Annotated in this window: 21 protein-coding genes; 9 read left to right on the top strand and 12 right to left on the bottom strand. The window is 72.6% G+C overall.

Annotated features, from left to right (window positions below; translation table 11 throughout):
• Window positions 1-43: 43 nt before the first annotated feature.
• On the top strand, window positions 44-1,261 hold the full coding sequence (locus LWC33_RS21905) for a CaiB/BaiF CoA transferase family protein (protein WP_233306303.1): 1,218 nt from the start codon (window positions 44-46) through the stop codon (window positions 1,259-1,261).
• 201 nt (window positions 1,262-1,462) lie between these two features.
• On the opposite strand, the gene LWC33_RS21900 is transcribed toward LWC33_RS21905, so the two are convergent.
• The 5 genes from LWC33_RS21900 to LWC33_RS21880 all read right to left on the bottom strand — a co-directional run bounded on the left by LWC33_RS21900 (window position 1,463) and on the right by LWC33_RS21880 (window position 6,350).
• Window positions 1,463-2,455, bottom strand: a complete 993-nt coding sequence (locus tag LWC33_RS21900; protein WP_233306302.1) for a phosphotransferase — start codon at window positions 2,453-2,455, stop codon at window positions 1,463-1,465.
• Window positions 2,456-2,554: 99 nt separating this feature from the next.
• Entirely contained in the window at window positions 2,555-3,673 is a 1,119-nt protein-coding gene (locus tag LWC33_RS21895; protein ID WP_233306301.1) for an NDMA-dependent alcohol dehydrogenase, read from the bottom strand.
• A 124-nt stretch (window positions 3,674-3,797) separates the two neighbouring features.
• A complete protein-coding gene (locus tag LWC33_RS21890) occupies window positions 3,798-4,745 on the bottom strand; it encodes a DUF5996 family protein (protein ID WP_233306300.1) in 948 nt (315 codons plus the stop codon).
• A gap of 29 nt (window positions 4,746-4,774) precedes the next feature.
• Window positions 4,775-5,128 (bottom strand): cupin domain-containing protein, encoded by a 354-nt coding sequence (locus LWC33_RS21885; protein ID WP_233306299.1) that lies wholly within the window; start codon window positions 5,126-5,128, stop codon window positions 4,775-4,777.
• Window positions 5,129-5,195: 67 nt separating this feature from the next.
• Window positions 5,196-6,350 carry an MFS transporter gene (locus LWC33_RS21880; protein ID WP_233306354.1) on the bottom strand — a complete coding sequence of 385 codons (1,155 nt, stop codon included), beginning with the start codon at window positions 6,348-6,350 and terminating at the stop codon, window positions 5,196-5,198.
• Window positions 6,351-6,623: 273 nt separating this feature from the next.
• On the opposite strand from LWC33_RS21880, the gene LWC33_RS21875 reads away from it, so the two are divergent.
• The 4 genes from LWC33_RS21875 to narI are packed head-to-tail and all read left to right on the top strand — an operon-like array spanning window position 6,624 to window position 13,475.
• Window positions 6,624-10,343 carry a nitrate reductase subunit alpha gene (locus LWC33_RS21875; protein WP_233306298.1) on the top strand — a complete coding sequence of 1,240 codons (3,720 nt, stop codon included), beginning with the start codon at window positions 6,624-6,626 and terminating at the stop codon, window positions 10,341-10,343.
• Window positions 10,344-10,360: 17 nt separating this feature from the next.
• Window positions 10,361-12,103 carry a nitrate reductase subunit beta gene (gene narH, locus LWC33_RS21870; protein ID WP_233306297.1) on the top strand — a complete coding sequence of 581 codons (1,743 nt, stop codon included), beginning with the start codon at window positions 10,361-10,363 and terminating at the stop codon, window positions 12,101-12,103.
• Window positions 12,100-12,744: a nitrate reductase molybdenum cofactor assembly chaperone gene (gene narJ / locus LWC33_RS21865; protein WP_233306296.1), complete on the top strand. Its 645-nt coding sequence runs from the start codon at window positions 12,100-12,102 to the stop codon at window positions 12,742-12,744. The genes narH and narJ overlap by 4 nt, the downstream gene beginning before the upstream one ends.
• On the top strand, window positions 12,741-13,475 hold the full coding sequence (narI, locus tag LWC33_RS21860; protein ID WP_233306295.1) for a respiratory nitrate reductase subunit gamma: 735 nt from the start codon (window positions 12,741-12,743) through the stop codon (window positions 13,473-13,475). The genes narJ and narI overlap by 4 nt, the downstream gene beginning before the upstream one ends.
• Window positions 13,476-13,543: 68 nt before the next feature.
• Here narI and glnA read toward each other — a convergent pair whose 3' ends face one another.
• From glnA to ftsW, 3 genes are all read right to left on the bottom strand, one after another.
• Window positions 13,544-14,959, bottom strand: a complete 1,416-nt coding sequence (gene glnA, locus LWC33_RS21855; protein ID WP_233306294.1) for a type I glutamate--ammonia ligase — start codon at window positions 14,957-14,959, stop codon at window positions 13,544-13,546.
• Window positions 14,960-15,175: 216 nt separating this feature from the next.
• Window positions 15,176-15,328 carry a hypothetical protein gene (locus tag LWC33_RS21850; RefSeq protein WP_232875222.1) on the bottom strand — a complete coding sequence of 51 codons (153 nt, stop codon included), beginning with the start codon at window positions 15,326-15,328 and terminating at the stop codon, window positions 15,176-15,178.
• Between the two features lie 10 nt (window positions 15,329-15,338).
• On the bottom strand, window positions 15,339-16,619 hold the full coding sequence (ftsW, locus tag LWC33_RS21845; protein ID WP_233306293.1) for a putative lipid II flippase FtsW: 1,281 nt from the start codon (window positions 16,617-16,619) through the stop codon (window positions 15,339-15,341).
• Window positions 16,620-17,113: 494 nt separating this feature from the next.
• On the opposite strand from ftsW, the gene LWC33_RS21840 reads away from it, so the two are divergent.
• Together LWC33_RS21840 and tatB are read left to right on the top strand one after the other, a co-directional pair.
• Window positions 17,114-18,679 carry an LCP family protein gene (locus LWC33_RS21840; protein ID WP_233306292.1) on the top strand — a complete coding sequence of 522 codons (1,566 nt, stop codon included), beginning with the start codon at window positions 17,114-17,116 and terminating at the stop codon, window positions 18,677-18,679.
• A 73-nt stretch (window positions 18,680-18,752) separates the two neighbouring features.
• On the top strand, window positions 18,753-19,151 hold the full coding sequence (gene tatB, locus LWC33_RS21835; RefSeq protein WP_233306291.1) for a Sec-independent protein translocase protein TatB: 399 nt from the start codon (window positions 18,753-18,755) through the stop codon (window positions 19,149-19,151).
• A gap of 36 nt (window positions 19,152-19,187) precedes the next feature.
• Here the strand turns inward: tatB and LWC33_RS21830 are convergent, their stop codons facing one another.
• The 4 genes from LWC33_RS21830 to LWC33_RS21815 all read right to left on the bottom strand — a co-directional run bounded on the left by LWC33_RS21830 (window position 19,188) and on the right by LWC33_RS21815 (window position 21,437).
• Window positions 19,188-19,685 (bottom strand): hypothetical protein, encoded by a 498-nt coding sequence (locus LWC33_RS21830; protein WP_233306290.1) that lies wholly within the window; start codon window positions 19,683-19,685, stop codon window positions 19,188-19,190.
• 22 nt (window positions 19,686-19,707) lie between these two features.
• Window positions 19,708-20,724 carry a cytochrome c oxidase assembly protein gene (locus LWC33_RS21825; RefSeq protein WP_233306289.1) on the bottom strand — a complete coding sequence of 339 codons (1,017 nt, stop codon included), beginning with the start codon at window positions 20,722-20,724 and terminating at the stop codon, window positions 19,708-19,710.
• Window positions 20,725-20,728: 4 nt separating this feature from the next.
• The gene (gene tatA, locus LWC33_RS21820) at window positions 20,729-20,926 is read right to left on the bottom strand and encodes a Sec-independent protein translocase subunit TatA (protein WP_233306288.1); all 198 of its coding nucleotides are present in this window, start codon (window positions 20,924-20,926) and stop codon (window positions 20,729-20,731) included.
• 148 nt (window positions 20,927-21,074) lie between these two features.
• Window positions 21,075-21,437 carry an ArsR/SmtB family transcription factor gene (locus tag LWC33_RS21815; protein WP_233306287.1) on the bottom strand — a complete coding sequence of 121 codons (363 nt, stop codon included), beginning with the start codon at window positions 21,435-21,437 and terminating at the stop codon, window positions 21,075-21,077.
• Window positions 21,438-21,714: 277 nt separating this feature from the next.
• On the opposite strand from LWC33_RS21815, the gene LWC33_RS21810 reads away from it, so the two are divergent.
• Both LWC33_RS21810 and LWC33_RS21805 read left to right on the top strand, forming a co-directional pair.
• On the top strand, window positions 21,715-22,509 hold the full coding sequence (locus LWC33_RS21810) for a DUF1345 domain-containing protein (protein WP_233306286.1): 795 nt from the start codon (window positions 21,715-21,717) through the stop codon (window positions 22,507-22,509).
• A 177-nt stretch (window positions 22,510-22,686) separates the two neighbouring features.
• The gene (locus tag LWC33_RS21805) at window positions 22,687-24,144 is read left to right on the top strand and encodes an FtsW/RodA/SpoVE family cell cycle protein (protein ID WP_233306285.1); all 1,458 of its coding nucleotides are present in this window, start codon (window positions 22,687-22,689) and stop codon (window positions 24,142-24,144) included.
• Window positions 24,145-24,224 lie beyond the last annotated feature (80 nt).

The following is a 24,224-nucleotide window of genomic DNA, read 5'->3' as shown; positions in this document are numbered from 1 at the left end:
GCGGCGGACGAGCCGGAACGGACGGCAGGAGGGACGGCACCGCATGGCGCCCGAGGACGCGGAGGAGGCCCCGCTCGCCGGGGTGCGGGTGATCGACCTGACCACGACCTTCATGGGCCCGTACTGCACCCTGCTGCTCGCGCAGATGGGTGCCGACGTCATCAAGGTCGAGGCACCCGGCGGGGACGTCGTCCGCTACGTCGGCGACGAGAACGGCACGGGCCTGGGCCCGGTGTTCCTCACCGCGAACCGGGGCAAGCGCAGCATCGTGCTCGACCTGAAACGGCCGTCCGAGCGGGACGTCCTGCTGAGCCTGGTCCGCACCGGCGACGTGTTCGTCCACAACATGCGTCCCGAGGCGGTGACGCGGCTCGGGCTGGGCGCCGAGGACGTGCGCGCCGCCAGCCCGCGCACCGTGTACTGCGTGGTGCGGGGGTTCTCCAGTACCGGCCCGTACCGCGACAAGGCCGCGTACGACGACGTCATCCAGGCCTCGTCGGGCCTCGCCGCCGTGCAGGGCGGGCCGGACGGACCGTCGTACGTCCGCACGCCGGTCGCCGACAAGGCGACCGGGCTGATGGCCGTCGGCGCGATCGCCGCCGCGCTGTACCGGCGGGAACGCACGGGCCGGGGCGCGACGATCGAGGTGCCGATGATGGAGACGATGGTCTCGTTCACCCTGCTGGACCAGCAGGGCGGCTACGTCTTCGACCCGCCCCGTGGGCCCGCGGGCTATGCGCGCACGGACTCCCCCTACCGCAAGCCGTACCGCACGGCCGACGGCCACATCGGCGTCATGGTCTACACGGACGCGCAGTGGCGGGCGTTCTTCGAGCTCGTCGGCAAGCCGGAGCTCGCGGCGGACCCCCGCTTCCGCACGATCACCCTCCGCACTGTCCACATCGACGAGCTCTACCGGCTGCTCGAGGAGGAGGTCCGCACCCGGCCCACGGCGGAGTGGCTGGCCGCGTTCGACGAGCGCGGTATCCCGGCGATGCCGGTGCTCACGGTGCCCCAGCTGTTCCACGACGAGCACCTGCGCGCCACCGGCACCTTCGAGGACGTGCTGCACCCCGTGGAGGGGCCGCTGCGGTACGCCCGGTTCCCGGTCGACTTCGCCGGGTCCGCACGCGTCGACCTCCGGCCGGCACCCCGGCTCGGCGAGCACGGGTCGGAGATCCTCGCCGAGCTGGGCCTGGCGGACGGGCTCCCCCGGGACCCGGCCGGACACCGGGACCCGGCCCCCTCCCAGGAGGCGTGAGGCGAGCGCCTCCCATGCCGGCCCGACGGCGACGTACCCGGACACTGCGGCCGGACGCGCGCCGGCCCACCACCGAGGGCGCTCGATGGCGGGCCGGGCCGCCCACCTCACCGCTCCCCCCGTGCCGGCGCGATGGGCTCCCCATCCAGACGCCTCGGACCCGCCCGATGTGACAGTCGGCCCTGGCTTCCGAGGAAAATCTCAGCCCGGGTCCCGCCGGGCGTCGTGATGGGCGGCGGCGAAGCGCTCGATCGTCGTGAGGCAGACGTCGGGCGGCTGGAACGTGCCCGCCGCCCAGGTCTGCAACCACGACCCGAGCCCGAACACCGGCGTCCGCCGGTACAGCCGCCAGGCGTCGGCTGGCCGACGGCCGAGGGCGTCGAGATAGCCGGCCAGCAGGTCGCGCTCGTGCTCGCGCCGGTCGGCGACGGTGAGGCTGGAGGTCACGAAGTAGCCGACGTCGTGGACCCAGCTGCCGGAGCGGACCAGCTGCCAGTCGTAGAAGCCGACGGTGGCCCCGACCGTGTAGGTGTTCCCGGGGTGGGGATCGCCGTGCAGCAGCGTCTGCGGGCCGGCGGCGGCGATCCGTGCCCAGCTCCGGAACCCCCGTTCGATCTCCGCGGTGCCGAGGTCGAGGGGGTGCCCGGCCCGTCGCAGCGTCCGCAGGGCATGGACGAAGCCGGCCCGGGCGACGGGGGCCCAGGCGGGACCGAGCCGCCACGGACGCACGAACGGCGGCAGTGGGGCGTCCCAGAACGCCGCGTGCAGGCGTGCCAGCTCGCCCAGACCGGCGGCGACCTGCTCGACGGTCAGGGGCGCGAGCGCGCTGTTCGGGCGCCCGCCGCGGAGCGTGACGTCCTCCATGACGACCACGGCGGCGAGGCGGCGGCGGTCGGTCGCCGCGGCGTGGAACGCGGGGTGCTCCAGCGGCAGGGTCGGGGCGTGCGCGACGAGGTCCGCCTCGGCCTCGCGCGCGCCGAGCGCGGTCAGGGCCAGCCGGTTGAGCCACCGGCCCTCCCGCTTGACGAACACCCGCGGCGGCCCGGCGGGGCCCGCGTACTCCAGCTCGACGACCGCGCGGGCGTTCGTGCCGTCGACGACGTCCCTGACGCGCGCCCGCACGACGGTCCGCCCCAGCGCGGCGCTCATCCACGTCGGCGTCAGGTCGGACCAGTCCCGCGGCACCGCCAGCACACGGTGATCATCGCGCCCCGGTCGCCCGCGCCCGGTACCGGCGTCCGGTCCCGCACCGGACGCCGGCACCGTCGACGTCGCGTCCGCGACCGGCGAACCTCAGGAGTACCGGATCACGCCGCGGATGTTCTTGCCCGCGTGCATGTCCTCGTAGCCCTGGTCGACCTCGTCGAGGGTGTAGGTGGTGGTGACCAGCTCGTCGAGCTTGAGCGCGCCGGTGCGGTAGAGCTCGAGCTGACGCGGGATGTCGAAGCTGGGCGACGTCTCCCCGAACAGCGAGCCCTGCAGCCGCTTCTGGAACAGGGTGAGCTCGCCGAGCGGGATGTTCACCCCGGTGTCGGTGATGTCGCCCAGCCCGGTCACCACGCAGGTGCCCTGCTTGCGCACCGCGGCGAACGCGGCCGCCACGTGATCGCCCGTGGTCACCCCGACCGTGACGATCGCCGAGTCCGCACCCTGCCCGTCGGTGAACGAACGGGCCAGCTCGGCGGCCTCCTCGATCCACTCCACGGCGTGGGTGGCACCGAACTGCTGGGCCTTCTCCCGCTTGAACGCCACCGGGTCCACCGCGATGACCTGCGAGGCGCCCGCGTGCACCGCGCCCTGCACCGCGTTGGCGCCGACCCCGCCGACGCCCATGACGATCACCGTGTCGCCGGGCCGGACGGCCGCGGAGTTCACCGCCGAGCCCCACCCGGTGCCGACCGCGCAGCCGGTCAGGCAGGCCGCCTCGAGCGGGATGTCCTTCGGGATCGTGATGGCCGAGTGCACCGAGACGGTGGTGTCCTCGCAGAAGGTGGAGATCCCCGCGATCTGGCCGACCGGGGCGCCGTCGAGGGAGAGCCGGAAGCTGGTCGGGTCGTCGGGGCGGCATCCCGCGAGCAGGAACCGCCCGAGGTCGCAGAGGTTCTGGTGGCCGGTGGCGCACCAGCGGCAGCGTCCGCAGCCGGGCAGGAACGAGAAGACGACGTGATCGCCCTCGGAGAAGCCGGGGGTGTTGGGCCCGACCTTGGTCACCACACCGGCGCCCTCGTGCCCGCCGGCCATCGGGAAGATGCCGGCCGGGATGTCCCCGGTGGCGACGTGATCGTCGGAGTGGCACAGCCCGGAGGCGACCATCCGGACCTGGATCTCGCCGGGACGAGGGTCGTCGAGCTCCAGGTCCACGACCTCGTACTTGCCGGGGGCCTTGCGGAGAACGGCACCGCGTGTGCGCATCGGGATCGCTCCTCCCGTCGTCGTCGGGCGCCGGACGGTCCCGCCGCGTCACACGGATTCCCTCACCCGCTCCGGGTGGTTTCCCGAGCACCCGTCCCCCGCGTCGCGCGACGTCGTCGGGTGCTCATGCCATGCGGTGCCGCCATCTCTCGGGATCGGCCTCCAGGGCTGTGCGGTCCCACTTGCCGAGCTCGGCCGCCGCCTCGTAGGTGCTCTGCAGGAACTCCCGCACCACCCGGTCCGGGTCGGAGGCGGTACGCGCCGCCTCGTAGGGCAGCACGAACTGCTGGAACTCGGGGCTGAAGGCCGCGCCCTCCGCCTCGACCGGGTACTCGGAGAACCCGTCCGGCGCGGGGTAGGCGTAGGCGTAGAAGGCGCCCTCCGCACCGCCACCGGGCCAGAACCCGCAGCTGGACAGCTCGTGGGAGTAACCCTCGACCATCACCCAGTCGCCGCAGTTCGGCGCCCCGCCCGGGTGCGGCGGGGCCGGGCGCCCGGAGAACCGGGTGCAGGCCAGGTCCATCGCGCCCCAGAAGAAGTGGACGGGGCTGACCTTGCCCACGAACCGCGACCGGAACTCTCCGATCAGGCGGTTCGCCTGCAGCAGCTGCCGCCAGAACAGCTCGGCCGCCTCGCCGTCGTAGGACGCGTGCTCGTGGTCGTCGGGGAACGGGACGGCCGGGTCCACCTCGTTCGGGACCGGTCGGATCGGCGCCTCGACGCCCAGCCGGCCGAGCAGCGCCGTCGTCTCGGCGTAGAAGTCGGCGACGGACATCGGACGCAGCGCGAACCCGCCCGTCCCGCCGTCGCTGCTGCGGACCTCGAGCCGACGATCGACGAAGTCGAACTCGATGTCGAACGCGCCCGTGCCGTACGGGATCGACGACGTGGTCAGCCCGCGGGGGCTGACGTACAGCGTCACCTGCCACCAGTGGTTGACCAGCGGCGCGTGCGCCATCCGGATCTTGCCCACGATCTGGGTCCACATGTGCAGGGTGTTCCGCGTGTCCGTCCAGTCCGCGACCCGCAGGTCGGGCCACGCGGATGCCGCGCCCCTCGGCTCTGCCCCCACCGCGCGCTCCTTCCGTCGAGTGCTCCCGCCTACCGGTTCGACGGCGCGCTCTGGTCCTTGACCACGGTGAGGAGGACGGAGGAGTCCTCGAGCGCCTCCAGGGTGTGCCGGTCCGGCGGCACGGCGATGAGGTCACCGCGCCGCCCCTCCCACGACGTGCTCCCGGCGGAGAGGCGCACCCGGCCGTGCAGGACGTGCACCGTCGCCTCGCCGGGACTGTCGTGCTCCGCGAGGGCGGATCCCGCGGAGAGCGCCACGACGGTCTGCCGCAGTGCGTGTTCGTGCCCGCCGTACACCGTCTGCGCGCTGCGGCCGGCCGAACTGGTGGTGGCGCTCTTCAGCTGCTCACGCGCCACGGCATCGAGGCTGATCTTGTTCGTCATCGAGCAAGTCTGCTCCTTCCGCGGGCGAGCAGCACGCATTGCGTCCGGGCCGGTCGTGGACCGGCCGTCAGTGCGCGAGGGCCGCCCGCCGCCGGACCGCCGTGCCGCTCACCACTCCCGCGCCCGCGGCGGTGGCGGCGAGGAGGAGGAACCCGACGAAGTAGCTGCCGGTGAGCCCGTACACGAGCCCCATGACCAGGGGCGGGAAGAACCCGCCGAGCCCGCCCGCGGCGCCGACGACGCCGGTGACGGCACCGACCCGCTCCGCCGGGACCATGCGGGCGACGAGGGCGAACACCGCGCCCGTCCCGGCGCCCAGCGCCGCGGCCATGGCGAGGAACACCACGGTCTCCACGGGCAGGAGCGGGAACTGGAAGGCGGCCAGCACCGCGAGCAGCGTCGTCGCACCGAACGCGGCGAGGAGGACGGGCACGGGATCGAACCGGTCCGAGAGCCAGCCGCCCACCGGGCGCATGGCCACGGCGAGGAGGACGAAGCCGGCGGTGCGGAGGGCGGCGTCGGACTTGTCCAGATGGTAGGCGCTGACGAGGTAGGTGGGCAGGTAGACGCTGAAGGCGACGAACCCGCCGAAGGCGACCGCGTAGAGGAAGGACAGCTGCATCGTCGCGGGCAGGCGCAGGGTGGCGCGCAGACGGTTCCCCATCGTGCCCGCGGGGACCGGCCGGTCCGGCCGGTCGCGCAGCAGCAGCCAGGCGACGACGGAGTAGACGACGAGCACGACGGCCACCAGGTCGAACGGGAAGCTCGGGCCCAGCGCCTCGGCGAGCTGCACCGTGGTGAACGAGGAGAGGGCCGTTCCGCCCATGCCGACGCCGAAGATCCCGAGCGCGAGGCCGCGCCGGGCCGGCGGGTACCAGGAGTTCACGAAGGGGACGCCGATGGCGAAGGTGGTGCCGCCGAGGCCGAGGAAGAACCCGCCGACGAGGTAGGCGGCGAGCGACGAGGCCAGGTGCCCGAGGTAGAGCACGGGCAGCACGGTCAGCAGCGCCATGACCGGGAACATCCGCCGGGCGCCGAGCCGGTCGGTCAGCGCCCCGACCGGGATGCGCCCGAGGGACCCGACGACGACCGGGACCGCGACCAGCAGCGACTGCTGGAACGAGCTGAGGTTCAGCTGCTCCCGCAGGGTCGCGCCGAGCGGGGACAGCAGTGCCCAGGCCCAGAACGTCACGACGAAGCCGACCGTGGCGACGGTCAGCATCAGTGCGGGTCGCGCCGAGGTCCGCGACGCGACGGGGCCGTGCTCGGCCTCTCCACGCGCTGCCGATGTGCTCACGATGCACTCCTCGTGTCGGCCCGGCCCGATCGCCCCGATCGTCCCGAGCTGTCCGGACGTCCCGGCGGTCGAGGGTGCACGCGCGTCCGGCGTCGCAAGCAGAGGCGATGGTCCTCGTAGGAGGGACCATCGGCCGAGGTCCGCAGGGCTCGGGAGCTGCGAAGGTCATCCCGTCGGTTCGGCTGTACGGAGGTACCGATGAGTCTCGACGTCGGTGAGGAGCCCGGGGCGGACGCCGGTACGGACGGCCCGGCGGCGGACGCCCTGCTGCGGACGGGACGCTTCCTCACCCGCTCGTCGACCTCGGACGACCTGCGCGCGGTGTTCAAGACGGGCGGCCGCGAGGGCGACGTGTTCTACCGGGACCGGTGGAGCCACGACAAGGTCGTCCGGTCCACGCACGGGGTGAACTGCACCGGCTCGTGCTCGTGGAAGGTCTACGTCAAGGACGGGATCATCACCTGGGAGGCCCAGCAGACCGACTACCCGTCGGTCGGACCGGACTCGCCGGAGTACGAGCCGCGCGGCTGTCCGCGCGGGGCGGCGTTCTCCTGGTACACCTACTCCCCCACGCGGGTGCGCTACCCGTACGCCCGCGGGGTGCTCGTCGAGATGTACCGCGAGGCCAGGGCCCGCCTCGGGGACCCCGTCGCGGCGTGGGCCGAGGTGACCGGGGACCCGGAGAAGCGCCGCCGCTACCAGTCCGCCCGCGGCAAGGGCGGGCACGTGCGGGTCTCCTGGGAGGAGGCGACGGAGATCGTCGCCGCCGCCCACGTGCACACGATCACGACGTACGGCCCGGACCGGGTGGCGGGGTTCTCGCCCATCCCGGCGATGTCGATGGTGTCGCACGCCGTGGGGTCCCGGTTCATCGAGCTCGTCGGCGGGGCGATGACGTCGTTCTACGACTGGTACGCCGACCTGCCGGTCGCGTCGCCGCAGGTGTTCGGCGACCAGACCGACGTCCCGGAGTCCGGGGACTGGTGGAACGCCACGTACCTGGTGATGTGGGGCTCGAACGTCCCGGTGACCCGCACCCCGGACGCGCACTGGATGGCCGAGGCCCGGTACAAGGGGCAGAAGGTCGTCGTGGTCTCTCCCGACTACGCCGACAACACGAAGTTCGCGGACACGTGGCTCCCCGCGCAGCCGGGCACCGACGGCGCGCTCGCGATGGCCATGGGCCACGTCGTGCTCAGGGAGTTCTTCGTCGACCGGCGGGTGCCGTTCTTCGTCGACTTCGTGCAGCGCCACACCGACCTGCCGTTCCTGGTCACCCTCACCGAACACCCCACGGACGACGGGCGCGTCGCGTACGTCCCGGGCAAGTTCCTCACCGCCGCCGACCTCGGGGACACCGGCGAGGGCGCGGAGTGGAAGACCGTGCTCGTCGACGGCCGGACCGGGAATCCGGTCGTGCCGAACGGTTCGCTGGGCTTCCGCTACACCGACTCCGGCGCCGGCCGCTGGAACCTCGACCTGGGCGAGGTCGCCCCGCAGCTGACCCTGCTCGACGGCCAGGCCGCCGAGGTCCTGCTGCCCCGCTTCGACGACCCGGCCGGTACCCCCGGCGTCCTGCGCCGCGGGGTGCCCACGCGCCGCGTCGCCGGGCGGCTCGTCACCACGGTCTTCGACCTGATGCTGGCCCAGTACGGGGTGCGCCGCGACGGGCTGCCCGGCGTCTGGCCGTCGGGCTACGACGACGCCGACGAACCGTGTACGCCGGCCTGGCAGGAGGCCATCACCTCGGTGCCGGCCGAGCAGGTCGTCCGCGTCGCCCGGGAGATGGCCGGCAACGCCGAGGAGTCCCACGGCCGCACCATGATCATCATGGGCGCCGGGATCTGCCAGTGGTTCCACGGCGACGCCACCTACCGCGCCGTGCTCGCGCTGCTCATGCTCACCGGGTCGATGGGCCGCAACGGCGGCGGCTGGGCGCACTACGTGGGGCAGGAGAAGTGCCGCCCCGTCACCGGGTGGGCCACGATGGCCATGGCCACCGACTGGCAGCGCCCGCCGCGCCAGATGATCGGCACCGCGTACTGGTACACCCACACCGACCAGTGGCGCTACGACGGCTACCGGGCCGACGTGCTGACCTCGCCGCTGGCCGACGGGAAGCTCGCCGGCCTGCACACGATGGACACCGTCGCCCTGTCCGCCCGGCTGGGCTGGATGCCGTCCTACCCCCAGTTCGACCGCAATCCCCTCGACCTCGCGGACGACGCCGGGGACGAGGACGTCGCCGAGCACGTGGTGCGCCGGCTGCGGGACGGCACGCTGCGGTTCGCGATCGAGGACCCCGACGCTCCCGGGAACTGGCCGCGGTGCCTGACGTTGTGGCGGGCCAACCTCCTCGGGTCCTCGGCCAAGGGCGACGAGTACTTCCTCAAGCACCTGCTCGGCACGCACCACAGCGTGAACGCCGAGCAGGCGGGCCCGGACCGGCGCCCGCGCGACATCGTGTGGCGCGACGAGGAGCCGCCCGGGGGCAAGCTCGACCTGCTGCTGTCCCTGGACTTCCGGATGACCAGCTCCACCCTGCTCTCCGACGTCGTGCTCCCGGCCGCCACCTGGTACGAGAAGCACGACCTGAACACCACGGACATGCACCCGTTCGTCCATGCCTTCACCCCGGCGATCGACCCGCCCTTCCAGTCCCGCACCGACTTCGACGCCTTCCACGCCATCGCCCGGCGCTTCTCCGAGCTCGCCCGCACCCACCTCGGCGTGCGCCGCGACGTCGTGGCGGTGCCGCTGCAGCACGACACCCCCGGCGAGACGGCACAGCCCGGCGGACGCGTGCGGGACTGGCGGGCCGGCGAATGCGAGCCCGTGCCCGGGCGCACCATGCCGAACTTCGTCGTCGTCGAGCGGGACTATCCCGCGGTGGCGGAGAAGATGGCCGCCGTCGGTCCCCTCGTCGACCGGCTCGGGGTGACGACCAAGGCCGTCACCTACCACCCGGACGAGGAGATCGGCTATCTCGCCGCGAAGAACGGGGTGATGCTCGGCGGGGCCGCCGAGGGTCGCCCGGCGATCGACACCGACGCCAAGATGGCCGAGGCGATCCTCGCGCTGTCCGCCACGACCAACGGCCGCCTCGCCGTCCAGGGCTTCCGGGATCTGGAGCGGCGCACCGGCACCCCGCTGGCGGACCTCGCCGAGGGCAGCGAGGAGAAGCGGATCACCTTCGCCGACACCCAGGCCCGGCCCGTCCCGGTGATCACGAGCCCGGAGTGGTCGGGCAGCGAGACCGGCGGGCGCCGGTACGCGCCGTTCACCGTCAACGTCGAGCGGTCCAAGCCCTGGCACACCCTGACCGGGCGGATGCACTTCCTGCTCGACCACGACTGGATGCACGAGATGGGCGAGGCGCTGCCGATCTACCGGGTGCCGCTGGACATGTCCCGGCTGTTCGGCGAGAGCCGGCCCGGTGAGCTCGGGGCCGACGGCGCCTCGGTGACCGTCCGCTACCTCACCCCGCACTCGAAGTGGTCGATCCATTCCGAGTACCAGGACAACCTGTTCATGCTCTCGCTGTCCCGCGGGGGGCCCGTGGTCTGGATGAGCGAGCAGGACGCGGCGGCGATCGGCGTGCGGGACAACGACTGGGTCGAGGCCGTCAACCGCAACGGGGTCATGGTGCTGCGTGCGATCGTCAGCCACCGGATGCCCGCCGGCACGGTGTTCGTCTACCACGCCCAGGAACGCGTGGTGAACGTCCCGAGGTCCGAGGCGAACGGCCGCCGCGGCGGCATCCACAACTCGCTGACCCGGGTCCTGGTCAAGCCGACCCACCTCATCGGCGGCTACGCCCAGCTCTCGTTCGCCTTCAACTACCTCGGCCCGACCGGCAGCCAACGCGACGAGGTCACCGTGATCCGTCGCCGGGCCGGCCAGGACGTGCAGTACTGACGAGTGGAGTACAGGCGATGCGTGTGATGGCCCAGATGGGCATGGTCATGAACCTCGACAAGTGCATCGGCTGCCACACCTGCTCGGTCACCTGCAAACAGGCCTGGACCAACCGCAGCGGCGTCGAGTACGTGTGGTTCAACAACGTCGAGACCCGCCCCGGGCAGGGCTACCCCCGCCGCTACCAGGACCAGGAACGCTGGCGCGGCGGCTGGGTCCGCAACCGGCGCGGGCGGCTGCAGCTCAAGGCGGGCGGCCGGTTCCGCAAGCTGATCACGATCTTCGCGAACCCGGTGCTGCCCAACATCCGCGACTACTACGAGCCGTGGACCTACGACTACGAGACCCTCACCGACGCCCCGCTCGGCGACGACTTCCCGGTCGCCCGGCCCAAGTCGCTGATCTCCGGCGAGCCCCTCGCGGTGGAGTGGAGCGCGAACTGGGACGACGACCTCGGCGGGGCGCCCGAGCACGGCCCGCACGACCCCATCGTCGAACGGATCCGCGCCGAGTCCGAGGAGAAGGTCAAGTTCGACTACGAGCGCGCCTTCATGTTCTTCCTGCCCCGGATCTGCGAGCACTGCCTCAACCCGTCCTGCGTGGCCTCGTGTCCCTCGGGGGCGATGTACAAGCGCGCCGAGGACGGGATCGTGCTCGTCGACCAGGACCGGTGCCGCGGCTGGCGGATGTGCGTCACCGGCTGCCCGTACAAGAAGGTCTACTTCAACCACCGCACCGGCAAGGCCGAGAAGTGCACCTTCTGCTATCCCCGGGTCGAGGTCGGGCTGCCCACGGTGTGCTCGGAGACCTGCGTGGGGCGGCTGCGCTACCTCGGGTTGTTCCTCTACGACGCCGACCGGGTCACCGCGGCGGCCTCCGTCGCCGACGAGCGGGACCTCTACGCCGCCCAGCTCGACCTGCTGCTCGACCCGCACGACCCCGAGGTGATCGCCGCCGCCCGCCGCGACGGCATCGCCGAGGACTGGCTCGAGCACGCCCGCCGCTCGCCGGTGTACCGGCTGGCCAAGGAGTACCGGGTGGCGCTGCCGCTGCACCCGGAGTTCCGCACCATGCCCATGGTCTGGTACATCCCGCCGCTGTCCCCGGTCGTCGACCGGCTCGTCGAGACCGGGCACGACGGCGAGTCCGCGCCCAACCTGTTCGGCGCGATCGAGGCCCTCCGCATCCCGGTCGAGTACCTGGCCGAGCTGTTCACCGCGGGCGACCCCGCGCCGGTCACGGACGTGCTGCGCAAGCTCGCCGCCATGCGTTCCTTCATGCGCGACGTCACCCTCGGCCGGGAGATCGACGAGTCCATTCCCACCGCCGTCGGCATGGACGCCGGGCAGATCCTGGAGATGTACCGGCTGCTCGCCCTGGCCAAGTACGACGAGCGCTACGTGATCCCCACCGCCTACGAGGGCGAGGCCCGGAACCTGGAGGAGGTGGGCTGCAGCCTCGACGTCGAGGGCGGACCCGGCATGGGCGGCACCGGACCGTTCGGCGAGGCGTCGGGCCGTCCCGTCCCGGTGTCGGTCGAGACCTTCCACGCGTTGCGGGTGCGCCAGACCACCGAGGGACTGGCCGACCCCGAGTCGCCGGGCGCGCGGATCAACCTGCTCAACTGGGACGGCAAGGGCCGACCGCCCGGCCTCTTCCCCCCACCGCGGGAGGCGCCGGTCGAGCCCGGCGACGTCACCGCGCGTGGTTCGGATCCGGAGCGGTCCGCCGGGGCCCCGACGCTCGAGGACCGCCGGTGAACGCCGGGCCGCTCCGCGCGCAGCAGGCCGCCGTCGTCCTGCAGGCGGCGTCGGTGTGCCTGCAGTACCCGGACGGGACCGTGCTCGCGACGCTGCCGCTCGTGCAGCGGGCGGTCGAGGGGCTCCCGGCCGGACCACCACACGAGCACCTGACGTCGTTCCTCGGCTCGGTCGCGCGGACGTCGCCCGCCGAGCTGGCCGAGCACTACGTGGCGACCTTCGACCGGCGCCGGCGGTGCTGCTTGTACCTGACGTGGTGGAGCGACGGGGACACCCGCCGCCGGGGCGGATCGCTCGCCGCGCTCAAGGCCCGGTACCGCGCCGCCGGACTGGACCTGCGCGGCGACGAGCTACCGGACTACCTGCCCCTCGTGCTCGAGTACGCGGCCACCGCCGACCGGGCCGACGGTCTCGCCCTGCTGCAGGAGAACCGGGCCGGGCTCGAGCTGCTCCGGCTCGCCCTCCTCGACGCCGCCACCCCGTACGCGGGGCCCGTCCAGGCCGTGTGTGCACTGTTGCCGGGTCCCTCACCGGCGGATGTCGCGGCCGCCAAGCAGCTCGCGCGCAGCGGACCACCCCGCGAACAGGTCGGACTCGAGCTCACCCCGTTCGCGCCGAACCCCACCGGAGGTCGTCGATGAGCACCTGGGACGTGCTGCTCTGGGGCGTGCTGCCCTACGTCATGGTCGCCGTCCTCGTCGTCGGCACGATCTGGCGCTACCGCTACGACAAGTTCGGCTGGACCACCCGCTCCTCGGAGCTCTACGAGTCGCGGTTGCTGCGCATCGGCAGCCCGCTGTTCCACTTCGGGCTGCTGGTGGTGATCATCGGGCACGTCATCGGCCTGCTGATCCCGCAGAGCTGGACGAGCGCGGCCGGGCTCTCCCCCACCGCGTACCACGTCCAGGCCCTGGCCCTGGGCGGGATCGCCGGCTTCTGCACCCTGGTCGGCATCGGGATCCTGATCTACCGGCGCCGGACGACCGGACCGGTGTTCTCGGCGACGACCCGCAACGACAAGTCGATGTACGTGGTGCTGGTCGCCGCCCTCGTCGCCGGCCTGGCCACCACCCTGCTCGGCGTCGTGGGCGGCGAGAGCGGCAACTACCGCGAGTCGGTCTCGCCGTGGTTCCGCTCGCTGTTCGTGCTGCAACCGGACATCGCCAGCATGGCCGGCGCCGGTCTCGCCTTCCACATCCACACCCTGATCGGCATGGTGCTGTTCGCGATCTGGCCCTTCACCCGCCTCGTCCACGCCTTCACCGCGCCGCTCGGCTACCTGTTCCGCCCCTACGTCGTCTACCGCTCCCGCACCGCCGGCCCCGCCACCCGCCCGCCGCGGCGGGGCTGGGAGAAGGTGACCGGCCGGTGAGGGCCGGCCCACATCCCGTGGCAGGGCGCTGACCGGTCCCGACGCGGGGTGCGTCGTCGTCAGAGGTCTCAGAGGTCGTAGTAGAGCATGAACTCCCACGGGTGCGGGCGCCGGCGGATCTCGTCGAGCTCCTTGGTGCGCTTGTAGTCGAGCCAGGTCTCGATCAGGTCCTCGGTGAAGACGCCGCCGTCGAGCAGGAAGTCGTGGTCCTCCTCCAGCGCCGCGAGGACGGCCTCGAGCGAGGCGGGCACCTGGCGGATCGCCGTCGTCTCCTCCGGCGGGAGCTCGTAGAGGTCCTTGTCGATCGGCTCCGGCGGCTCGATCTTGTTGCGGATCCCGTCGAGGCCGGCCTGCAGCATCGCGGAGAAGGCGAGATACGGGTTCGCGGTGGGGTCGGGAGACCGGTACTCCAGGCGCTTCGCCTTGGCGCTCTGCACGTACATCGGGATCCGGACGCACGCCGACCGGTTGCGCTGCGAGTACACGAGGTTGATCGGCGCCTCGAAGCCCGGGACCAGGCGCCGGTAGGAATTGGTCGTCGGCGCGCAGAACGCCAGCAGCGCGGGCGAGTGCTGCAGGAGCCCACCGATGTAGTACCGGCCCAGGTCGGTGAGCCCCGCATATCCGGACTCGCTGTAGAAGACGTTCTGCCCGTCCTTCCACAGGGACTGGTGGACGTGCATGCCCGAGCCGTTGTCCGCGAAGACCGGCTTGGGCATGAACGTGGCGGTCTTGCCCGCCCGCCACGCCACGTTCTTGACGACGTACTTGTAGTTCATGACGTTGTCCGCCATGTGCAGCAGGGACGAGAAGCGCATGTCCATCTCGGCCTGACCGGCGGTGCCGACCTCGTGGTGCTGGACCTCGACGGGGATGCCCAGGTCGATGAGGGTCAGCGCCATCTCGCTGCGCAGGTCCTGGTGCTGGTCCATGGGAGGCACCGGGAAGTACCCCTCCTTGTACCGGGGACGGTAGCCACGGCTCCCCGGTTGTCCGGACGCCCAGACGCCCTCCACCGACTCGACGTGGTAATAGCCTTCGTGCTGGTTCTGGTCGAAGCGCGCCCCGTCGAAGATGTAGAACTCGAGTTCGGGGCCCCAGTACGAGACGTCGGCGAAGTCGGTCGTCCGCAGGTGCGCCTCCGCCTTCTGGGCGATATGGCGCGGATCGCGCGAATAGCTCGTGCGGGTGATCGGGTCGGCGACGAAGCAGTGGATCTGCAGGGTCGGCACGTCCCGGAACGGGTCCATCACCGCCGTCGTCGGGTCCGGGATCAACAGCATGTCGGATTCGTGGATCTCCTGGAACCCGCGGATCGAGGAGCCGTCGAAGCCGTAGCCCGCTTCCATGGCGTCCTCGGTCAGTTCGTCCACCGGGACGGAGAAGTGCTGCATCAGCCCGGGCAGGTCGCAGAAGCGGAGATCCACCATCCGGACGCCGCGGTCCTGCGCGAGATCGAGAACGTCGTGCGGGGTTTCAGGCATTTCCGGCTCCTCGGTGAATCCCGCCATGCCGCGGAGACTCGCGCGAGGTCGGTGGCCCGCGTCGCGGGTGAGCGGGGCGCCGCCCTCACCGCTGTCGGCGCGAGGAGAAGATACCGGCGAGCCGTCGCCGAGCGCCAGGACGACCGACTGCTCCGAGGCGGCTCCGGGCGCCCCGGCGCGGCGACGACGGGCGGCTGCCGGTCGTCGCCGCGGGCGTCAGCGGGCCGCCCTCCGGCGGACCGCGCCGAAGATCCCGGTCACCACGAACAGCACGATCGCCGCGATCGCCAGCCACAACAACGACTTCACGGCGAAGCCGACGATCGCCAGGACCACCCACAACACCAGCAACCCGATGATGAGTCCCATGTGAACCTCCTCAGAGCCGTGATCGACGCGGGCGGTATTCCCCGTCCGTCGACCGGCCATGCCCGTTCGCCCCCACGAGTCGGGCCAGGAACGGGGCCTGGCCGCGGCGCAGCACCGCGGCGGCCTCGGGCTCCCGGCAGGCGGCCCCAGCGAGGACACCGAAGGCGAACATCGTGACCACCAGCGACGTGCCACCGGAGGAGATCATCGGCAGCGGGATGCCGGTCACCGGGAGCAGCCCCACGACGTAGCCGATGTTGATGGCCGCCTGGCCGACGAGCCACGTGGTCAGGGTGGCCGCCACGATCTGCAGCCAACGGTCGCGGGTGCGTGCCGCGATCCGCAGCCCCACGTAGGCGAGGGCGGCGAACAGGCCGATGAGCAGCAGACCGCCGATCGTGCCGAGCTCCTCGCCGAGGATGGCGAAGATGAAGTCGTTCGACGCGTTGGGCAGGTAGCTCCACTTCGACGCCCCCTGGCCGAGCCCCTGCCCGAACCAGCCGCCGTCGCTGAGCGAGTACAGGGCCTGCGTCGACTGGTACGCCGCGCCCAACGGGTCGGCGGTGTCCGGGTTCAGGTACGAGGCGATGCGACTGTGCCGGTACCCGGCGGTCAGGCCGAGCAGGACGACGCCGAGCAGGCCCCCGCCGCCGATCGCCGCGAGCAGCCGCCACGGGGCGCCCCCGAAGTAGAGCAGCGCGAGCACCAGGATCGCGAGCGACACCGCCGTGCCGAGGTCCGGCTCCAGGACGACCAGCGTCAGCATGAGGACGGCGACCGGCAGCAACGGTGAGAGCAGGTCCTTCCACCGCGGGCGGCGCAGCCGGGCGAGGACGTGTGCACCCCAGAGCGCCAGTGCGATCTTCGCCGGCTCCGACGGCTGGAACGACAGACCCGCCACCGAGTACCACTTGCGGGCACCCGCGATGGCCGTACCCACCCCCGGCACCAGGACCCCGGCGAGCAGCACCAGACCGCCGAGCAGCAGGACGGGCGACGCCCGCCGCAGCCAGGCCGGGTCGACCCGCATCCCGAGCACGAACAGCACCAGGCCGGCCGCGCAGAACGCCAGCTGCCGGGCGAACACCCCGTACGACGACCCGCTCTGGAGCAGCGACTCGACGCTCGACGCGGACAGCACCATGACCAGGCCGGTGACCGTCAGCAGCCCGAACAGCCCGACGAGAAGGGTGAACGAGGCCAGCGGGCGCTGCAGCCAGGCCGTGAGCCGGCCGCTGACCACCGCGACGACGGCCCGGACCGATCCCGTCGGCCGGGAGACTCGAACCATTCCTGAATGCTCCGCAATTCACGGCGAGAATCGTCGGAAGCGGCGGGGTGAGTCGGGCTCATCGTCCCGTTCCCGACCCGGAGGAGGACGGTTCTCCGGTTCGCCCGAAGTTAACGGAGGGCCAGGCCACGGCTAATTCTTCGCCCTGGACACGCAGTGCTGGTCGAGAACCCGGGACGATAGGATCCGGATGCTCGAATACGGAACGGAGCGCCTATTGTCCGCCCTCGGTCCGCCCTCGTGCATCACTTGTGAACCATAGGATCGACACGCGAGACGACCGGGTCCCGAACCGGCCGATCAAGGAAGGAGCCGACGTGCCGGACGGGACCCCACGGACCCGCCCCCACAGCCGGGGCCCGGGCCCGTACCCCCAGCAGCCTCGTCCTCAGCAGCCTCGTCCGCAGCGGCCTCACCCACCGCAGGCACGCTCGCCGCAGCCGAGCCGGCAGCAGCCCCACCCGCAGGAACCGCGGCCACCGCAGCCGGGCCCGGTGTCGCCGCCGCCCCGCCGCACCGCGGGTCGCCCCGCGGCTGCCGCGGGCCCGCCTCGCCGGGGCCGCGCCGGTCGATGGATCCGCGCCGTCCTCGCGGTCACGTCGGTCCTCGTCCTGGTCGGCACGGGCTACGCCTGGACCCGGTACCACGACCTCGACGCCTCGATCCGCCGCTCGGGGACGCTGAACGGCCTGGCTTCCGGCACCGCCGACCAGAACATCCTGGTCATGGGCCTGGACAGTAGGCTCGACGAGAACGGCGACCCGCTCCCGCCGGCCCTCTACGACGCGCTGAACGCCGGGACCGCCGACAACGGCGGCCACAACGCCAACGTGCTCATGCTCGTGCACCTCCCGGCGGGGGGCGGACCCGCGACCGCGGTCTCGGTACCCCGCGACGACTACGTCGACCTGCCCGGCGCGCCCGACGGCGTCGCCAAGGGCAAGATCAAGCAGGCCTACGGGCTGGCGTACGACGAGGAACACCGCAGCCTCGCCGCCTCGGGCGTCACCGACCCCACGCGCCTCGAGCAGGCCGGCCGCGACGCCGGACGCAACGCGGAGATCACCACCGTCAGCCAGTTCCTCGCCGTCCCCGTCGACCACTTCGTCGAGGTCACGATGGTCGCCTTCTACCAGATCGCGCAGGTCGTCCAGCCCATCACCGTCTGCGTGGACGAGGACACCCAGGACGACTACTCCGGGGCGAACTTCCACCAGGGCTACCAGCAGATCGACGCGTCACAGGCCGTCGCGTTCGTCCGTCAGCGCCGCGACTACGTCCACCCCGGCCTGAACTTCACCGACCTCGACCGCGAACGCCGCCAGCAGGCCTTCATCGCCTCCCTCGCCCACCAGCTCAAGCAGGCCGGCACCTTCACCGATCCCACCCGCCTCAACGGCCTGCTCGACGTCGCCCGCCAGAACACCGCGATCGACCCCGGGCTGGACCTGCTGTCCCTGCTGGGCCACGCGGGCGACCTGGCCTCGGGGAACATCTCCTTCACGACCCTGCCCATCGACCACTTCGGCCAGGACCCCGCCGGGGAGGACGTCAACATCGTCGACCCGGCCACCGTCCGCCGCACCGTGCAGGGCCTGTTCGCCGACACCCCACCGGCCGACTCCCCGCCGGCCGACGGTGCGGCGGCGGCTCCCGCTGCGGCGGCAGCCGGGGCCGGCGGGCGCACCGTGGACATCACCAACGCGAACGGCCGGAACGGACTGGCCGCCACGGCCGGCGCCCTGGTGACCCCGGCCGGTTACCAGCTCGGGCAGACCGACGACGCGTCCCGGCGCGGCCACAGCACGGTCGACTACGCCGCCGGCGACCAGCCCGCCGCCGCGGCCCTCGCGAGCCTTCTGGGGATCAGGTCGACCACCCACGAACCCGGGCTGCCGTCCGGCCACCTGCACGTGATCCTCGGGGCGGACTTCGTCGCCCCCACCCCGGCATCCGCGCCGTCGCCCACGCCCACGCCGTCCCCGACGCCGGCGGCCCCGGCCCCGTCGGCCCCCGGGTCCGGCTCGATCGTCACCGGCGGGATCCCGTGTGTGAAGTAGCGGCCGACCCGCCTCGGGCACGACCGGCCTCCCGCCGGCCCGGCCACGTCCCGTGCAACCACCGCGAGGAGCCATGTTCGGCATCGGTTTCGAGAAGCTGCTGGTCCTGATCGTGGTCGGCCTGTTCGTCATCGGGCCGGAGCGCCTGCCGGCCGCGGCACGCTGGCTGGTGCAGGCGCGGCGCGCGGTCCGTTCGTACACGACCGACGCGCGACAGAGCCTCGACGCCGAGTTCGGACCGGAGCTGCGGCAGGTTCGCGACGTCCTCGCCGATCTCCCGCTCCAGGAGTTCCGCACCCTCCGCAGCCCGCGTCAGCTCGCCACGCAGTGGCTGCTGTCCGTCCCCGCGGACACTCCCGGCCCTGCCGCGCCGGCCCCGGCGACGCGTGCCGACACGGGCAGCGCGCCGCCGCGCCGCCACGAGTCGTTGCCCGAGGGGGCACGGCCGCCGGTCGACCCGGAGGCCACGTAGAGCACGCACCGCGAGCTCGAGTGCGAGCAGATGCCCTCAGATGTCCTCCTGGAAGACCGCGGCCGGGCCGCCCCGGAAGGTCACGGAGGCCTGCCACCCCGTCGCGCCGGCCGGCGCCGCGAACGCGAGCACCAGGATCCGGGACCGGCCGGCGGGCAGCGGGTCCGAGGTCAGTCCCGGGGCCTGCGCGTCGGACACCGGGGCGACGGGCCGGCCTCCCGCGGCGAGGTCGACGCGCAGGTCGGAGCGCGGGACCACGGGCTCGTCGGCCGCGGTGAGCTCGAGCCGGAGCTCGACACGCTCGGTCCCGGGTGCGCCCTGGCCGGGCGACGCCGTGAGCGGCTCCGGGCGCAGGACCAGCACACGCGGGCCGCCGGGGAAGGTGAAGGTCTGGCCGAACAGGAGCGTCGTCGGAGCAGCCTCCGTCGTCGGCGGAGGAGCCGTGGTCGGCGGGGCGGCACCCGCCGACGGCTGCACCGCACCGCACCCCGCCAGCAGCACGAGGACGGCTACCACGACCGTCACGACCGCCACGACGGCAGCGGTCGTGCGCCGGTCAGGGGTGGCGGCGGAACCGCTCGGCCAGTTGCGGGTCGTCCTCCCACCACAACCGCGACCGCTGCGGCGGGCCGGGCTCGGACTCGGCAGCGGACCTCCCGGTGGCCGTCTCGGTGGACATCGCTGCGGCATCGCGGGCTGCCTCCGCTTCCTCGCGGTCGAGCCTGGCGTCGATCTCGCGCGCCTTGTGCTCCTCCTCGCGGGTGAAACGGTGCAGCACCACACCCACGAACGGCAACCCGACGACGTCGCCGCCGATCCACAGGATCCCGGCACCGATCAGCTGGTCGGTGCGCAGCCCCGGGCCCCAGCCCCGGGCCGCGTACCACGCCTCGGCCACGATCGGCCCGAGCCAGAGCACGACGCCGAGCACGGCGTCGCCCACCATCTCCACCCCGGTGATCCAGAGGGTGACGAGGTACGAGCCGGCGCGCGGCGTCGGGTCGATCCGGAACCGCGTCCAGAAGTACACGAAACCGCACGTCCCGATCACCGCCGAGACGAGCCCGGACACGACCCCGCTGCGCAACGTCTGCTCGTAGAGCGGGCCGAGGTAGAGCACCAGCAGCGGGACCACGAGCAGGATCGTCACCGTGAACGGGAACGTCAGCACCTGCGCCGTACGCCCGTGGAACCAGCGGCGCATCCTCGGCCGCCATCGGTCCGGCACGGCCGCCGCGGCGAGCGTCAGCGGCGCCCCCACGGCCAGGAACAACGGCGCGACCATGAGCAGCACGAGGTTCTGCAGGGCCCGGACCCAGAACAGGGTGTCGTCGTAGACGCCGATGAACGACAGGCCGACCAGCGCGAGCAGCAGGACGCCGAGCGCGAACGCGGTCACCCGGCCGCGCGGCCACGCCGCGCCGCTGCGGCGCCAGCGGCGCAGTCCCACGGCGTAGGCGCCGCCCAGGGCGAGACAGGCCGCGACGACGGCCGGTTCGAACCGCCAGGCCGTGAGCAGCCGGAGCGGTGTCAGCGGCGGCAGCGGGGGGAGTCCGGCCGCGGCGGGCAGCATGTCGTCAGGTCGCCGTCCCGCCGCCGTCCCGCGGCGGTGTTCCGGCGGCGCGGTCGTCCTCGCGCAGCCCGCGCATCTCGCCCTTGAGCACGCGGGCCGACTGCCCGACCGCGCGCGCCATGTCCGGCAGCTTCTTCGCGCCGAAGAGCAGCACGACGACCCCGATGACGATCAGCCAGTGCACGGGGCTCAACGAACCCATGACGGGCCACCTCCCTCCTGTCCGCGCCGGACCGCCCCGGACCGCGCGGACCGCACGGCCCGCGCCGACAAATCGGGCAAACAATTGCGCAACTATTTGAGTATAAGCCGAGCCCGTCCCGGCCCGCGGCGTCCCCTGCGTGCCGCCGTCAGGCCGTGGTGCGGCGTCGCGGGCGCCCGTCGGCCGGATCGTCGGTGTACGGCGCGGCGGCGAGCCGGATGAGGTCGATGACCGACTCGTCGGCAACGTCGTAGATCTGCCGCTTGCCGTCGCGTCGGGCGTGCACGAGGCCGCCGAGCCTGAGCTTCGCGAGGTGATGGCTCACCGTCTGGACGGACTGGTCCAGCTCGGCGGCCAGCGTGCCGACGTCCCGGGGTCCGGCGGCGAGCAGCCACAGGATCTGCAGCCGGACCGTCGCGGCGAGCATCCCGAACACGGCGGCGACCGCCTGGAGCTGCTCGGCCGGCAGCGGCGTGCCGGGACCCTGCGGGGCGGCACGCGCAGCTGACACGGACAGCCCCCATCGATGATCGTCCCAGCCGGCGCCGGTTTACCCGACGATGTTCCGCTCTTGTGCAGTGGTTGTACACGATGCCGCCCCGGCACTCCCGCAGCCCGGGGCAGCCGGCCGACGCCGACACCGCGGCGTTCGGGCCTCCCGTGGCGGCCCGCTCGTGGCGGTGAACGGGTACCGGCTGGTGAGAAATGCCGGAATCGTCATTCCGGGGCCCCTCGGAAATGCCGGACCGGCCGATGCGGCGATACCGCCACCGTCGATAATCCCGACGATGAGCGCGAGTGATTCCGGCGACCCGCCCGCAGGGCACAGGAAAGACGAGTTCGGCCATCAGCACGCCCTCGACACCATCCGGCGCGAGCTCACCCGGCTCGAGGCCGACCTGGCGCCGGACGCCTCACACGCCGGGCTCCCCGCCTGGAAGCGCCGGACCGCCGGTGAACCCCGCTGGCCGGCCGCCGTCGCCGTCGTGGTCGCGATCGCGCTTCAGCTGGCCCTGCCGGACAGCCTGGTGCCCGTCTCCCGCTGGCTGCTGCCGGGCCTGGAGCTGCTCGTCCTCCTCGGGCTGGTGGCCGCCGGACCGACGCGGCTGGACCGCGGGTCGGACTGGCTGCGTGCGGCCGGCCTGGTGCTGGTCGGCCTGCTCAGCCTGGCCAACGCGTGGTCGGCCACGCTCCTGGTGGTCGGCATCCTGTCCGGACGATCCGGCGACGACGCAGGTCCGCTGCTCAGCAGCGGTGCGGCGATCTGGCTCACCAACATCATCGCCTTCGGGATCTGGTACTGGGAGCTCGACCGGGGAGGACCGGTGTCGCGGGCCCACGGGCTGCGCCACGACGCGGACTTCGAGTTCGTGCAGATGCAGAGCGACGACCCGCACAAGCGGGAGTGGGAGCCGCGGTTCCTCGACTACCTCTACGTGTCCTTCACCAACGCCACCGCCTTCAGCCCGACCGACACGATGCCGCTCAGCCGCTGGGCGAAGATGCTGATGACGCTGCAGGCCCTCGTCTCCCTCGCCACGGTGGCCCTGGTCGTCGCCCGGGCGGTGAACGTCCTGCACTGATCGTTCCGCCGAGCCGCGCCGTCGCGCACGGATCCGGCGACCGGGCCGGGAACGGACGGCAAGAAAAGGGAATCCGGCGGCCGGCCACGGCCATTCCGGTCGAACCGCCGCCGGGCACACGGTGCCGTTGCCGTCGCCTTACCGTGCGCTTTCCTTCGCCGCATTACCGTCGGGAACGTGGTCGAGAACGCACCGGCGGAGGTCACCGCCCCCGCCGACCACACGGTCGTCCCCGTGCGGAGGCTCCGCGTGACCGAGCTGCTGCTCGTGATCCTGGCCTGCACGGTCGTCACGCTCGCGCTGGTGCTGGTCGAGGTCGGCCAGAACCAGCAGCTGTCCGCCCAGGTCCTTCTCCTCGGGCCCGGCTACCTCGCCCTCTTCGTCCTCGCGCACCTCGTCGTGCGGGCGACCGCTCCTTTCGCGGACCCCCTGCTGCTCCCGCTCGTGGCGCTGCTCAACGGACTCGGCCTCGTCATGATCCATCGCCTGGATCTCGCCGCCGCCGCGACCGCCGCCGCCGCGGGCTCCCCGGCCCCGTCCGCCGACGCCGTGCGCCAACTCGCCTGGACCGCCGCGGGTGTCGTGCTGCTGGCACTGCTCTGCTGGCGGCTGCGCGACCACCGCGTGCTCGCGCGCTACGCCTACACCCTCGGGCTCGCCGGCCTCGCGCTGCTCGCCCTGCCCGGCCTGCTTCCGGCACGGCTCTCCGAGATCAACGGCGCCAAGCTCTGGCTGCGCCTCGGTCCCTTCTCGATCCAACCGGGCGAGTTCGCCAAGATCTTCGTCATCGTGTTCGTGGCCGCGTTCCTGGTCTCCAAGCGCGAGCTGTTCCGCACCGCCGGCCGGACGGTCGGTCCGGTCGTCCTCCCCCGCCTGCGCGATCTCGCCCCGCTGCTGGTCGCCTGGGGACTCGCGGTCGGGGTGCTGACCCTCGAGCGCGAGCTCGGCGCCTCCATGCTGATCTTCGGCGTGGTGCTCGTGATGATCTACGTCGCGACGTCCCGGATCTCCTGGGTGCTCATCGGCCTGCTCTGCTTCGCCGCCAGCTCGGTCGCGGCCTACGAGCTCTTCGATCACGTGCGGACCCGCTTCGAGGTCTGGCTCGACCCGACCGCCGAGTACACCGGCAGTGGCTACCAGGTCTCGCAGTCCCTGTTCGGGCTCGGCACCGGCGGCACGTTCGGCACCGGCCTCGGGCAGGGGCGCCCGGACCTCGTCCCGCTGGCCAACGCCGACTTCATCGGCTCCGGCATCGGCGAGGAGCTCGGGCTGGTCGGGATCAGCGCCGTCCTGCTCGTCTACGCCCTGCTGGCGGCGCGCGCGTTCCGGACCGCGCTGCGCCTGCGCGACGGCTTCGGCACGCTGCTCGCCGCCGGACTCGGCACCACCATCGGGCTGCAGGTCTTCATCGTCATCGGCGGCGTCACCAACCTCATCCCGGAGACCGGGCTGACCACGCCCTTCCTCTCGTACGGCGGATCGTCCCTGCTCGCCAACTACCTCCTGGTCGGCCTGCTGCTGCGGCTCTCGCACCACGCCTACGTGCCGCTGGCCCCGCAGCGCCGGCCCCTCGCCCCGCTCGACCGGGCCGCGACCCAGGTCGTCGCCCGGCCGTCCGGCCCCAGCCCGCGATGACCCGGCGTCGACGCGGGACGCGGGGGGCGGCACCGGCCGCGTCCGACGGATCCCACGCGTGGGGCAGAGGTCCCGGGGTA

The organism is Pseudonocardia terrae (assembly GCF_021343995.1).
GTDB lineage: Bacteria > Actinomycetota > Actinomycetes > Mycobacteriales > Pseudonocardiaceae > Pseudonocardia > Pseudonocardia terrae.
This window is presented reverse-complemented; position numbering and strand designations above follow the sequence as displayed.

Coding starts and splice junctions, on each gene's coding strand:
- LWC33_RS21905 (WP_233306303.1), top strand. CDS start 44: ATGGCGCCCGAGGACGCGGAGGAGGCCCCGCTCGCCGGGGTGCGGGTG.
- LWC33_RS21895 (WP_233306301.1), bottom strand. CDS start 3,673: ATGCGCACACGCGGTGCCGTTCTCCGCAAGGCCCCCGGCAAGTACGAG.
- LWC33_RS21885 (WP_233306299.1), bottom strand. CDS start 5,128: ATGACGAACAAGATCAGCCTCGATGCCGTGGCGCGTGAGCAGCTGAAG.
- LWC33_RS21880 (WP_233306354.1), bottom strand. CDS start 6,350: ATGCTGACCGTCGCCACGGTCGGCTTCGTCGTGACGTTCTGGGCCTGG.
- LWC33_RS21875 (WP_233306298.1), top strand. CDS start 6,624: ATGAGTCTCGACGTCGGTGAGGAGCCCGGGGCGGACGCCGGTACGGAC.
- narH (WP_233306297.1), top strand. CDS start 10,361: ATGCGTGTGATGGCCCAGATGGGCATGGTCATGAACCTCGACAAGTGC.
- narI (WP_233306295.1), top strand. CDS start 12,741: ATGAGCACCTGGGACGTGCTGCTCTGGGGCGTGCTGCCCTACGTCATG.
- glnA (WP_233306294.1), bottom strand. CDS start 14,959: ATGCCTGAAACCCCGCACGACGTTCTCGATCTCGCGCAGGACCGCGGC.
- LWC33_RS21850 (WP_232875222.1), bottom strand. CDS start 15,328: ATGGGACTCATCATCGGGTTGCTGGTGTTGTGGGTGGTCCTGGCGATC.
- ftsW (WP_233306293.1), bottom strand. CDS start 16,619: ATGGTTCGAGTCTCCCGGCCGACGGGATCGGTCCGGGCCGTCGTCGCG.
- tatB (WP_233306291.1), top strand. CDS start 18,753: ATGTTCGGCATCGGTTTCGAGAAGCTGCTGGTCCTGATCGTGGTCGGC.
- LWC33_RS21825 (WP_233306289.1), bottom strand. CDS start 20,724: ATGCTGCCCGCCGCGGCCGGACTCCCCCCGCTGCCGCCGCTGACACCG.
- tatA (WP_233306288.1), bottom strand. CDS start 20,926: ATGGGTTCGTTGAGCCCCGTGCACTGGCTGATCGTCATCGGGGTCGTC.
- LWC33_RS21810 (WP_233306286.1), top strand. CDS start 21,715: ATGAGCGCGAGTGATTCCGGCGACCCGCCCGCAGGGCACAGGAAAGAC.